Below are 12005 nucleotides of genomic sequence, written 5' to 3' on the forward strand. Positions count from 1 at the left end.
ATTGATCAACGGGTGCTGCGGGACCCGTAACCGCCGCGCCACCCGTTCCAGACGCTCCAACGCGCGCAACCGCTCCGGGGTGGTCAACACCTCAAACGACAACCCACACAACCGATCCAACCCAGCATCGAGCGCGTCGAAGACCGCCACGATCTCATCACGCGAACTGGTTGCCATACCAATGATGCTACGAACCACCACCGACAACCAGATGAGCGATAAACGATTGCGCCAGAACATAATTCGCTCAAGATAGACGGAACCGAACGGCACCGGAATGCGTCTAATACATTAGTAGCCGGGGCGCACCGCCACTTCGAGTCACAGATGTGACGGACGAGACCCGCCACGCGTCACCTAGCAGCGAAGCGGCACCGGTCAGGAGCCGTCCTCCAACTCGGGCGGGTCAGGAGTCACGGCGCCGACGGCCCTGTTGAGCCACTGCGGTGCCACCACGGAGACCACGGTGGTTCCCGCGGTGGCGCCGATCACGCCCGTCCACGCCACCGGGCCCAGTGGTGTGCAGCCGAAGAACTGGCTGAGCACCGGTGTCTGGATGATGCCGACCAGCACGCCCGCGCTGCCGAGCGCAGTGGCCACCACCAGCGGGCTGTGGCTACGGGTCAGCAGCGTCTGCGCCAGCTGCGTCGTCACCAGGGCCGTCAAACCCATTGTGGACGTGCGCCTTTCGGTGCCGGGTGTCCAGCGTCCGATGGACCAGGCGGCCGTCGCACCGGCAGCGGTGATGACGCCGCGGTTGACGATCGCACGCATCAGCGGCTCGTCGAGTGACGGCGCGGGTTGGGTCAGCAGGTCGAGCTGGCGGGCCCGGCGCGCATCCTCCACTTCGTCGGCGCTCAGACCGTCTTCTTCTTCCGGGTCCTCGTACTGCGAGGTGACCGCGACCGCGAGGGCGGGGAACATGTCGGTGAGCAGGTTCACCAGCAGCAGCTGACGGGTGCCGACCGGGGCGCGGCCCTGGCCGAAGGCCGTGCCGAGGATGGTGAACAACACCTCACCGACGTTGCCGCCGACCAAGATCGTGACAGCGTCACGCACACCGGCCCACATGTTGCGGCCCTCGACCAGGGCGTCGACCAGCACCCCCAGGTCGTCGTCGGTGAGCACGATGTCGGCAGCACCGCGGGCCGCCGACGATCCGCGGCCACTGACACCGATCCCCACGTCGGCCATCCGGATGGCGGCGGCGTCGTTGGCGCCGTCGCCGACCATCGCAGTGACCCGCCCGCAACGTTGCAGCGCCGCCACGATCTGCACCTTCTGCTCCGGGCTGACCCGGGCGAATACCTGGACATCGGCGGCGAGCTTGGCGTGTCCCTCTTCGTCGTGGCTGGCGAATTCGGCACCGGTCACCACGCGCGCGTCGTCGGGCAGGCCCAACTGGCGGGCGATGGCCCGTGCGGTGATCGGGTGGTCGCCGGTGATGAGCACGACGTTGCGCCCGGCCTCCACCAGCGCCTCGATCAATGGCCGGGACGATTCCCGCGCGGTGTCGGCCAAACCCACGTAACCGAGCAGTTCCAGGTCGTGCGCGGCGGCGTCGACGTCGTCGACGTCGGTGTCGTCTTCCCTGGTGCCGTGCTCCCAGGTACGTTGCGCCACGGCCAGCACCCGCAACCCCTGTTCGGCGAGGTGCTGCACGAGCGAATCGGCATGATCGGACTCAGCCTCGGGATCGTCGAAGCGGCAGCGCGGCAGGATGACCTCGGGCGCGCCCTTCACCATCAGCACGGGCGCGGCCGCCGTGTCGGCCTCCGCGCCGATCGATGCGGCATAGCCTCGGCTGGATTCGAATGGAACCTCGGCCAGGATCGTCCAGTCACCTTCGCCGTCAAGGGAATTCGCCGCCGTGAGGATCGCCTCGTCGGTGGCGTGCGCGTGTCCCTCGCCGTCGTGCGGCTGGGTGGATGCCCGCGCGGCGGCCCGCAGCACTGCAATCGACTGCGGTTCGGACGTTTTCGGGAACGGTCCCTGTGCCGAGGTGGCGGCCGGGACGGCCAGCACCACGCGCAACCGGTTCTCGGTGAGGGTGCCGGTCTTGTCGAAGCAGATGGTGTCGACCCGGCCCAGGGCTTCGATGGTGCGCGGCGAACGCACCAGCACTCCACGCGCAGTCAGTCGCTGGGCGGCGGCGAGCTGGGACAGTGTGGCCACCAGCGGCAGGCCCTCGGGAACTGCGGCGACCGCGATGGCCACACCGTCGGCCACCGCCTGACGCAGCGGGGCGCGCCGCAGCAGGGCCAGGCCGGTCACGGTCGCCCCGCCGGCCAGGGTCAGTGGCAGCACCTTGCTGGTCAGCTCGCGCAGCCGGGCCTGCACGCCCGCCGACGTCTCGACGTTGGCCACCGCGGAGATGGCGCGTTGTGCGGCGGTACCGACTCCGGTGGCGACGACGATGGCCCGGGCGCGCCCGGCGACGATCGTGCTTCCCTCGAACAGCATGCTGGCCCGGTCGGGGTCGTTGACGGCGACGGGATCCACCTGCTTGTCGACCGGCAGCGACTCGCCGGTCAGGAAGGATTCGTCGACCTCGAGGTCGTCGGCAACCAGGATCCGGGCGTCTGCCGGGACCACCTCGGGGGCGGTCAGGTCGATGACGTCGCCGGGGCGCAGCTTCTTGGCCGACACCGTGGCGGTCCGGGTGGCGTTGCGGGCGGCCTCCAACCGGCGCCGCGTCGTTGCCACCGCAGGCACCACCACCCGACGCACCAGTTGGTCCTGCTCGGCGAACAACTCCGCGGCCGCGGCCTCGGCACGCAGTCGCTGCACTCCGCCGGTGACCGCGTTGACCGCCATCACGCCGGCGACCAGCAGTGCGTCGACGTTGCTGCCGACGATCGCTGAAGCCGCCGCGCCCACCGCCAGAATCGGCGTCAGCGGGTCGGACAATTCGTGCCGGGTGGCCACCGCCAGCCGCCCCAGCGTCTGAACCGGACCCCGCAGCGGCGCCACGACCGGCTCGTATGACAGGTCGTCGAGCCGACGGCGCCAAGTCGGGGTGTCGGACGCCACTGCCAACGGGCGCAATCCGCCGGCCAGCCGCGAGTACACGATCTCCGGGTCCAGCGCGTGCCAGGCGGTCAGCGGTTGCGGTGTGGGATCCGGCAGGCGCAGCACCCGGGCGGCTGAGAAAGATCCGGAGAGCAGGGCCGTCGCCGCGGCGGTGTTGACCGGGTTCAGGAAGCGCCGGAAGGACACCGGGCTCGTGGACCGGCCGTCCTCACCGGTGACCAGCAACAGGCCGGCAAGCGTGGTGCCGCCCTGGGACAGGTGCACCGCGGATTCGCTGGCGGCGCGGGCCACCGGCAGCGCGGACAGGATGCGCACCGCGGCGGCCAGATCGGTGCCGGTGATGATGTCGGCGGCCCACGGCGTGGCAGCACGGGGATCGTCGAGGGCGACCCCGATATCGGCGATGGCCAGTGCGGCCAACGTGTCGGTCGAGGCGAAGTCGCGGTGCAGTGCGGTGATCAGCAGCACGGGTCCGCGGTCCCCGCGCAGGTCGCGCACCAACTTCAACAGCGGAGTCCCGGGCGGATGCGTCGAACCGACGCTGGCGGACAGATCTTCGGTGCCCGCCACGTGCCGCAACACCACCCGCGCCCCGGTGCGGTTCGCGGTCTGCAGCAACGGGATTGCGAAGGGGTCGACTTCCCAACCGACGTCGACGTGGCCCACCCGCCGGCCGTCGCAGACCAGGTCGGCGTGTTCCAGACCCTGCGCCGGTGTCGCCGACGAAGAACCTTCCGGCCGAATCCATTTCAGCCGCGCACCCCCGGCAGGCAGTTCGTCGGGATCGGGTTCGGGTGGCTCCTCCTCGTGCAGCAGCGCGTCGGCCACCTCGTAGACGCGGTCGTCGTCCCAGCCGGGTTCCTCACCCCAGGCGCTCAGCACCGCGCGGTGATCGCCGCGCAGTGCGGCGCCGTCGATCACCACCACCTGTATGCGGTCCAGGCGACGCAGCGCCCCCGGGTCGAGTACCAGCAGTCCCGCATTCGCCAGACCGCGCCCGAGAGTGGTCGCGAACGATTCCCGGCCGATGTGCGCGGCTTTCGGCACCCCGGCCAGGATCGCTTCGGCGGCCTCGGCTGCACCGCCACCGGCGAACAGCGCACCCGCGGCGGCGATCACCGAACCGCTGGCCGCCTGGTCTGAGTAGTTCTCAACCGGGCCTTTCATCGCGCCCTTGCCGATGTCGATCGCCGCGTCGATGGCACCGTCGACCACGACGTGGGAGGCCTCGCCGGCGGCGGCCGCCGCCCAGTTGTGCCGGGGCATCTGCGACTCGGCCCCCGCGGAGTTCAGCACCGGAACCACCGGCGCCTGCGGCCGGGCGGGTGAGGCGAGTTCGCGTTCCCGCTCCCGCCAGCGCTGCCGATGGGCCGTCGCCTCCACGAGCTGCAATGTGCGCTGGGTGAGATTCAGCATGGGTGTGCTGGGGGAACCGCTCAACCCGTAGGCCAATGCGGTGGAACCGCTCAGCGCGATGTCGGTGCCGACGCGACCGAGGCGCGACTCCAGGACGGCGACCACCCGCGGCTGGTAATTCAGCAGGGCCGCGGCGGCCTTGGCGCTGCTCGGTGCCATGGGCAGCCGGGTGAGCCAACCGGTCACCGCCGCACCCACCGCCACGGCGTCCATCGCCGCAGCGGTCAGCGGCACCAGGATCGCCAGCGGGTTGGCCGGGTCGGCGAACGGTGCCGCCTGGGACGCGGAGGAGGTGCCCGAGGCGGTGAGGTCGGTAGCGACGGCCGCGGCCGTTTCGCGGATCTCGTCCAGCACCGCGTCCTCGTCGGCGTCCTCGGCGATTTCGACGACCAGCCGGCCCAGCGCCCCTTCGACGTGTGCCTGGGCTACTCCGTCGATGCGGCGGACCGGCTCCTCCATCACCGCCGCGTATTCATGCCAGCAGGGAAACGGCAACAGCGGGTCGAGGTCCAGGTGCACCCGGCGCCCGCTGTGCCAGCGCACCGGCGGGGTGACCGCCTCGGGGGCGCCGTCCTTGGCGCCGCCCAGGCCGATCGCGCGCCCGGTGCTGTGCGCCACCGATTGCACCACCGGGCCCACCAGCTCGGTGACGGGACTGGTCAACGTCTGCACCGCGCCGGCCGCGCCGGCAGCTCCCTGGACGCCGGCCCGGACGACCTGCGTGGCGCCTCCGGTGAGAGTGCCGACGATGTCGGCCACGCCCGGAATTTTCATCCATCACCCTTCGAATACGTCTATCCCGCGCCAATCCTTCCGGCGCCTTCAGCACCTGTCCACACGGTCCGCGGATTGCCCCTGGACTACCGCGTGGGCGGCAACCCAAACAACGAGAACAGCAACGGATCGAGAAAGACGGTCATCGCGGCGATGCCCGGGACGCCGCCCCGGTTGAGGCAGGTAAGAACCTGGATGGAATGGGCCGCCACCATGTTATCGGTGTTTGGCCGGTACTCGGCGACGGCCGGTTGAATCGGCGAGTGTGCGGACCACGACGCGACACGCCGGCGCGTCGTCGTGAACCGCACGCTCGGCGCGGCCGCGAGCTCCTACAAGTGCCGGTGATTCGCCCGGCCGACGTGATAGCCGGTGGGGAACGACTTCTCGATCACCTGGAGGTGGTGGTCCACCCGGGATTCCAGCTCGAGGACCACACAGCCGTCGCCGACGGCCTTGGATTCCAGCACGATGTACCGCTGACCGTTGTCGGTGATCGGATCGCCTGAGTGCAAATCTTCGACGGCCACCAACTCGGGGGTTCCGTGTGACTCCACCTCTGTCACAGTAGGTGAACCAGGCAGGCGAGGGAATAGTCCCGGTGGCGGGGGTGCGGCGCCGGGCAGCGGACGCCCGGCAAGAATGGCGCCATGACTACACCGCAGCCGCCGGCCGATGCGCCGACCTGCTATCGGCATCCCGACCGCCAGACATACGTCCGCTGCACCCGCTGCGAACAGCCGATCTGTGGGGACTGCATGCGCAGTGCCGCGGTCGGTCACCAGTGTGAGCAGTGCGTGCAGGCGGGCGCGGCCACCGTCCGGCAGCCGCGGACCCGCTTCGGCGGGCGGGAGGGCTCGGACCGGCCGGTGGTCACCTACGCGCTGATCGTGATCAACGTGCTGGCGTTCGTTGCGGAGTATGCCTCGGTCGCGGTGCAACGGCAGTTCACCCTGTGGCCGCCGGCGGTGGCGGCGTACAGCGAGTACTACCGCCTGGTGACCTCGGCGTTCCTGCACTACGGCCCCGCTCACCTGGGGTTGAACATGTTGGCGCTGTATTTCGTCGGGCCACCGCTGGAGATGTGGCTGGGCCGGTTGCGGTTCGTCGCGCTCTACGCCCTGAGTGGACTGGGTGGTTCGGTGCTGGTGTACCTGCTCGCACCGCTGAACACGGCCACGGCGGGCGCATCCGGCGCGATCTACGGGCTGTTCGCGGCGATGTTCGTCCTGGCCAAGCGGCTCACCCTCGACGTGCGTGGGGTGGTGGCGGTCATCCTCATCAACCTGGCGTTCACGTTCGTGGTGCCGGCGATCAGTTCGCAGGCGATCAGCTGGCAGGGGCATGTGGGTGGGTTGGTGGCCGGCGGCGCGATCGCGGCGGCCTACATGTATGCACCACGGCAACGACGTGACCTGGTCCAGGCCGCCGCGACCGTGGCAGCGCTGTGCCTGTTCGGGGCGTTGATCTGGTGGCGCACGGCCGATTTGCTCAACCAACTCACCTGACGCCGGGGCGGCGGTTCCCGTGCGGGGTAGGTTGCCCGGTATGACCTGGTGGACCGCGCAGGCCGAGCGGATCCTGAGCGAACAGATCCCCGCCCCGCCCGGCGAGGTGCGCGACTACTACGTCGACCTGGACAACATCAGGCTGGTGCATCCGCTGATCGTGTCGGTGGAATTGCTCGATCGCAGCGACACCCCGGACGGCTACCGGGTCAGCTACCGGGTGGTCGACCGCATCCGGCTCGGGCCGGTCACCACGAAGATCAGCTACCGGGCGCGGCTACACGTTCCGGTCGACGGAGATGTCCGCACCGAGGCCGACCAGTCCCCGGGCGTGCGGCTGCGGGGCACGGTGAGTTTCGCGCCGATCGAGGGCGGCACGCTGGTCACCGAGCGGATCAGGTTCGCCGCGCCGCGACCGCTGGCCGGGTTCACCGTCCGCGCGGCGGCCGAGGCGCACACCAAGATGCTGTCCGGCATCCGGCGTCATTTTGAATCAGGCTGAGCCGCTTTCCATTCCGATGTCAGCGCGAACTCGGACAGGTACTTGGTGGAACTCCATCCGCCGTCGACGACGATCGTCTGTCCGTTGATGAAGGCACCACCCGGCGAGCACAGAAACGCGACCGTACTGGCGACGTCGTCGACACTGCCCAATCGCTGATGCGGTGTCATCTCGGTGTTGATGCGCCGGAAACGTTCGTCCTGCAGGCGATGTTCGGTCATCGGCGTCTGAATCACCCCGGGAGCCACCGCATTACAGCGAATGCCCTGTGCCCCGTACTGGCAGGCGATGTGGGTGGTCATCGCCGTCAGACCGCCCTTGGCTGCCGAATAGGCACCACCGCGCATGCCGCCCACGACCGCGAATGTGGAGGTGATGTTGATGATCGCCGAACCGGCCTGCAGGTGCGGCAGCACCTCGCGCACCAATCGGAACGGCGCGCGCAACATCAGCCGCAGAAAATGGTCCAACGATTCATCGTCGGTTTCGTGTAGCGGTTTGGGGCTGCCCACTCCGGCCGCGTTGACCAGGAAATCGACACGGCCCCAGTGGTCCAGCGCAGCAGCGACAACCTGCCGGGGCGCGTCATCGTCGACGAGGTCGACAGCGAGGGTGGCCACCCGTGCGGGATCGCCGATCGCGCGACTGAGCTCAGCGAGCCGGCCCTCGTCGCGACCGGTAGCCAACACCGCCACCCCCGCGTCTGCAAGCTTTGTCGCACAACCGAATCCGATGCCGCCGGTCGCCCCCGTCACAATCGCTACCTGCATGTCACCGATCTTCCGCCATCAGTTCCGCCCGGATCCGATGCTTGAGGATCTTCCCCGCATCGTTTTTCGGCAGACCCGCCCAGATAACCACTTGCTCGGGTGCCTTGAAGCGCGCAACGCCCGCGGCTTCGAGGAACCTGCGCAAGTCGTGCACGTCGGGGCCGGGACCGGCGGCGACGACGACCGCGCACGCCCGCTCGCCGGTGCGGTGGTCGGGCAGCCCGACCACGGCGATCTCGGCTATCCCCGGATGGTTGGCCAGCACGTCCTCGACCTCCTTGGGGGAGATGTTCTCGCCGTTGCGGATGATCATGTCCTTGGCCCGGCCGGTGACCACCAGGTATCCATCGCCGACCCAGCGCGCCAGGTCCCCGGTGCGGAAATAGCCGTCGGTGTCGAAGGATCCGTCCTCGTCCTCGGGGTGCAGGTAGCCGACCAGCATCTGTGGGCCGCGCACCCGGATCTCGTCGTCGATCAGCCGCACTTCTGCGACCCCGACCCGGCCGTCGGTATCCGCGGCACGATCGCGGTCCCGCGGCGCTCCGATCGTGGTCACCGGCACTTCGGTCGACCCGTACACCCGGGTCACCACGGCTGCTTCGAAATACGCTGTCGCGCTGCGGATCAGTGACGGTGACACCGAAGCGCCACCACAGATGAACAACTTCAGATCGGGCAGGCGGGTGTGGGCGCGCTGTGCGGCCGCCAGCAGCTGCTCCAGAAACGGTGTGGCGCCCGCCATGTGCGTGCAACGCTGGGCCCGCATGATCCGCACCGCGCTCTCGGCATGCCAGCGGTCCATCAGCACTGCGGTGGTGCCGAGCAGCAGCGGGGCTTCGAAGGCGTAGATGGATCCGCCGATGTGGGCGATCGGCGAGGCGACCAGAAACACGTCTCCTGGCGAGACGAACCAGTGCTCGCGAATCTGTCGGATCAGCGCGTGAATCGAGTTATGGCTGTGCAGAACGCCTTTGGGGCGACCGGTGGTTCCCGAGGTGTAGAGGATCATCCGGACCGCATCGGCATCCAGTGTCGGCAACGGCTCGGGCGTTCGCGGCGTGGTGAGCAGTGACCGGAACGGGATCTCGTCGGGTCCGCCGTCACCGCGCACCACGACGACATCCGGCGCTGACTCCAGCTGGGCGGTGACCCGACGCAACATCGGGACATAGTCGTAGCCGCCGAAATCAGGCGGGATGAACACCACTCGGCTGTCCGCGTCCTCCAGGATGAAGCGCAGCTCCCGATCGCGCAGCGACGGCAGAATCGGGTTGGCCACCATGCCCGCCAACGTGGCGCCCAGGTAGATCACCGCGGCTTCATGCCAGTTGGGCAGCTGGAACGACACCACACTGCCCGGCGGGATCCGCGCGTGCAGCGCGTGGGCCAATGCCGTGGCCTGCCGATGCAGCTCGGCGCAGGACAGTCGGTAGTCGCCGTCGACCAGCGCGATCCGCTCCGGAGTGTCCCGAGCGGCGTCCTCGAGGGCATCTGCCAATGTGGCACGGCCCCAATAACCTTGGGCGTAGGCCTGCGTGGCTCGGTCATCGTCCCAGCGCAGTAGGCGGCCGCCGATCAGCTTCCTACCCACGCACTCGTCGCATCGTCATCGAATGGCGGAAGCGGGACGCCGGGTGGGTATTGATCGTGACCTGGGCGACCTGGCCGTCGGAGGCACGGTAGGTGCGTTGCACCTGCAGCGCCGGCGTGCCGGGCTCCACATCGAGGCCCTCGGCCACTTCCGGGGCCAGCAGGACGGCGATGATTTCCTGTTGCACCTCAACGATGCTCAACCCGAACAGGTCCTCGATCAAGGGAAAGATCGGTCCTTCGTGGCGCTGCAGCAGTCTGCCGACGGCCGCGAACGCGCGGTTGATGTAGTACTCGGTGCGGCACAACGCGGTCTCGGAGTCGTCGGAGCGACGAAAGCCACGAACGGTCAGCCACTGCTCACCCACGGCCAGCCCGCTGCGTGCGGCCGATTCTCCGTCGATGGTGACCATCGCGACCGATTCGATCGCAAACCTGGTGCCGGTGGCGAACGCCAGCAGGTCGTTGATCGACATGACGTGCTGGACATACGAATCCGACGACGGTCGCGGCACCACCAGAGTTCCGGTGCGTGGCCGCGACGACACCAGGTTGTCGTCGCGCAGTCGTCGCAACGCCTCCCGGATTGTGTACCGGCTGACCGCAAACCGCTCGCACAGCTCGTGCTCGGTGGGCAGCTGCGATCCCACCGGGTAGATGCCGTCCACGATCTCCTTGCGCAACGTGCGGGCCACCTGCAGGTACCGGTGGTCGACGACTTTTGCTTCCGAAGGTGGTGAGGACATTGCCGGTGGCCCTTCAGGATTCCTGACGTAGGGCCAGCAGACTGCCGTCGCCGTCGGCCGAGATGTACAGCGTGCCGTCGGGGCCGGCGGCGATACCCGCGAACGGTCCCTGAGGACCGGAGAACGGCGGCATGCCGCGCAGCGGTTTGGGTGTGATGCCCGGCGGGGCGCCGAGCGGCAGATCCGCAGCGAGGGTGGTCCGGACACCGGTGTCCAGGTCGAAGGCGACGACTTCCTTTGCGCCGGTGTCTACTACGTAGAGTTGCCGGCCCAGCACCAGCAGCCCCTGCGGCCGCTGCAGACCGTCGAACACCAACCCGCCGTCGAGGCTGCGGACCCGGCCGGTCTCCGACACCAGGCAGCTGCCGTCGCGGTCGATCGCGACGCCGACCGGATCGATCAGACCGGAGGCCAGGACCTGAACCTGGTTGCCGCGGAGTCCCAGCACCCGACCGGTGCCGAGTTCAGCGACGAACACGGTCCCGTCCGATGCCGCCGCCACACCGTAGAGCTGATCGAAACCTGCTGCCAGCACTTCGCTTTCGTTGTCCGCGGGCCGGTAGCGGGTGACTTCTCCGTTGGAGGTGGTGACGACGAACTCGCCGGGACCGGTCGAGTCCAGTCCGCGCAGGAATCCCGGATAGCCGGGGCTGAACAACATTCCGACGGTCCGCAGCGTGCCGTCGTCAAGCAGCGTGTAGAAGAAGGTGCCGTCGGCAATGTAGAGCTGCCCGTCGGGCCCGACCGTCAGGTCCAACGGCCAGTTCAACCCGCCCTTGAGCACCGTCTGCGAGTCACCGTTGCGACCGATTTCGGTGATCTCGCCGGTGAAGCTGGAGATGAACAACCGGTTGCCGACGAAGGTGCAGTTGTCCAGACCCGGGTTCAGGCTGGCCAGTACGGTCTTTTCACCGGTGCGCGGATTGATGCGCAGCACCTGGCCGCTGTGCACCTGGGTCGACACGATGTAGCCGTCGGCGTCGAACTTCACCGAGTCGGGGACACCGAGGTCACCGGCAACCCGTTCGGCTGCACCGCCTTCGGGGTCGATGCGCCAGATCTCGTTGGCGGTCATGACGGGGAAGTAGAGCATTCCGTCCGGCCCCACCTCCATCGCGTTGGGCATCGGAATGTTCTCCAGCAGCACCCGCGGCGCCCCGCCGTTGAGGTCGAGTTCGAGCAGCCGCCCGCCGGCGCGGCACTCGTTGATGAACAACCTGCCCCGGTGCACCGTGATGCCGTTGGCCGACGGCAGGTCGTCCCGTAGCACCCGGGTGCGGCCGGCGGCGTCGCGCATGCTGACCCGGCCGTCCATCACTTCGGTGGCGTAGAGGTTGCCTTCGGGGCCGAACGCGACGTCGTCGGGTGCGATGATGTCGCCGCCCTTGGCGCTGACCGTGTCTACCAGGCCGGTCTCGATGTCGAGCGCGCTGATCTGGCTGCCCGTCACCTGGGCGATGTAGATCCGGCCGTCCGGTCCGGTGCGGATGCCGTTGGCCCCGAACAGACGGCTGGGATCGGTGAGCCGAATCAGTGTCCACCCTTCGGCCAAAGTGGGCGAGTACGGGACGGGGTACCGGCCAAGTTGGCCAGTTGGGTGCGACCATCCGGTTCCGGCTATCACCGCTCGGACGATAGCAATCGTGCCGTGGTCCAGACAATAGTG

Annotated in this window: 8 protein-coding genes; 2 read left to right on the forward strand and 6 right to left on the reverse strand. The window is 68.6% G+C overall.

Annotated elements, in window-relative coordinates; translation table 11 throughout:
• Positions 1-378: 378 nt before the first annotated feature.
• Both AC5Y5Z_RS14975 and AC5Y5Z_RS14980 read right to left on the reverse strand, forming a co-directional pair.
• Positions 379-5223 carry a cation-translocating P-type ATPase gene (locus tag AC5Y5Z_RS14975; protein ID WP_499925935.1) on the reverse strand — a complete coding sequence of 1615 codons (4845 nt, stop codon included), beginning with the start codon at positions 5221-5223 and terminating at the stop codon, positions 379-381.
• 332 nt (positions 5224-5555) lie between these two features.
• Positions 5556-5780, reverse strand: coding sequence for a hypothetical protein (locus AC5Y5Z_RS14980; protein ID WP_463827865.1), 225 nt, complete (start codon positions 5778-5780; stop codon positions 5556-5558).
• A 93-nt stretch (positions 5781-5873) separates the two neighbouring features.
• Between AC5Y5Z_RS14980 and AC5Y5Z_RS14985 the strand changes: the two genes are divergently transcribed.
• Entirely contained in the window at positions 5874-6731 is an 858-nt protein-coding gene (locus AC5Y5Z_RS14985; RefSeq protein WP_499925937.1) for a rhomboid family intramembrane serine protease, read from the forward strand.
• Positions 6732-6771: 40 nt separating this feature from the next.
• A complete protein-coding gene (locus AC5Y5Z_RS14990) occupies positions 6772-7233 on the forward strand; it encodes an SRPBCC family protein (RefSeq protein WP_499925939.1) in 462 nt (153 codons plus the stop codon).
• Here AC5Y5Z_RS14990 and AC5Y5Z_RS14995 read toward each other — a convergent pair.
• Genes AC5Y5Z_RS14995 through AC5Y5Z_RS15010 form a run of 4 tightly spaced genes read right to left on the reverse strand, consistent with a single transcriptional unit; the run spans position 7215 to position 11975 of the window.
• Entirely contained in the window at positions 7215-8003 is a 789-nt protein-coding gene (locus tag AC5Y5Z_RS14995; protein ID WP_473138832.1) for an SDR family NAD(P)-dependent oxidoreductase, read from the reverse strand. The two genes, AC5Y5Z_RS14990 and AC5Y5Z_RS14995, sit on opposite strands and share 19 nt — an antisense overlap.
• Position 8004: 1 nt before the next feature.
• Entirely contained in the window at positions 8005-9564 is a 1560-nt protein-coding gene (locus AC5Y5Z_RS15000) for an AMP-binding protein (protein ID WP_499926143.1), read from the reverse strand.
• Positions 9565-9586: 22 nt separating this feature from the next.
• On the reverse strand, positions 9587-10339 hold the full coding sequence (locus AC5Y5Z_RS15005) for a GntR family transcriptional regulator (protein ID WP_463827869.1): 753 nt from the start codon (positions 10337-10339) through the stop codon (positions 9587-9589).
• Positions 10340-10352: 13 nt separating this feature from the next.
• A complete protein-coding gene (locus tag AC5Y5Z_RS15010; RefSeq protein ID WP_499926145.1) occupies positions 10353-11975 on the reverse strand; it encodes an SMP-30/gluconolactonase/LRE family protein in 1623 nt (540 codons plus the stop codon).
• Positions 11976-12005: the final 30 nt, after the last annotated feature.

The organism is Mycobacterium sp. NGS29 (assembly GCF_059812965.1).

Excerpts from the sequence above, each read along its gene's own strand:
- AC5Y5Z_RS14975 (WP_499925935.1), bottom strand. The coding sequence starts at position 5,223 with ATGAAAATTCCGGGCGTGGCCGACATCGTCGGCACTCTCACCGGAGGC.
- AC5Y5Z_RS14995 (WP_473138832.1), bottom strand. The coding sequence starts at position 8,003 with ATGCAGGTAGCGATTGTGACGGGGGCGACCGGCGGCATCGGATTCGGT.
- AC5Y5Z_RS14985 (WP_499925937.1), top strand. The coding sequence starts at position 5,874 with ATGACTACACCGCAGCCGCCGGCCGATGCGCCGACCTGCTATCGGCAT.
- AC5Y5Z_RS15005 (WP_463827869.1), bottom strand. The coding sequence starts at position 10,339 with ATGTCCTCACCACCTTCGGAAGCAAAAGTCGTCGACCACCGGTACCTG.
- AC5Y5Z_RS14990 (WP_499925939.1), top strand. The coding sequence starts at position 6,772 with ATGACCTGGTGGACCGCGCAGGCCGAGCGGATCCTGAGCGAACAGATC.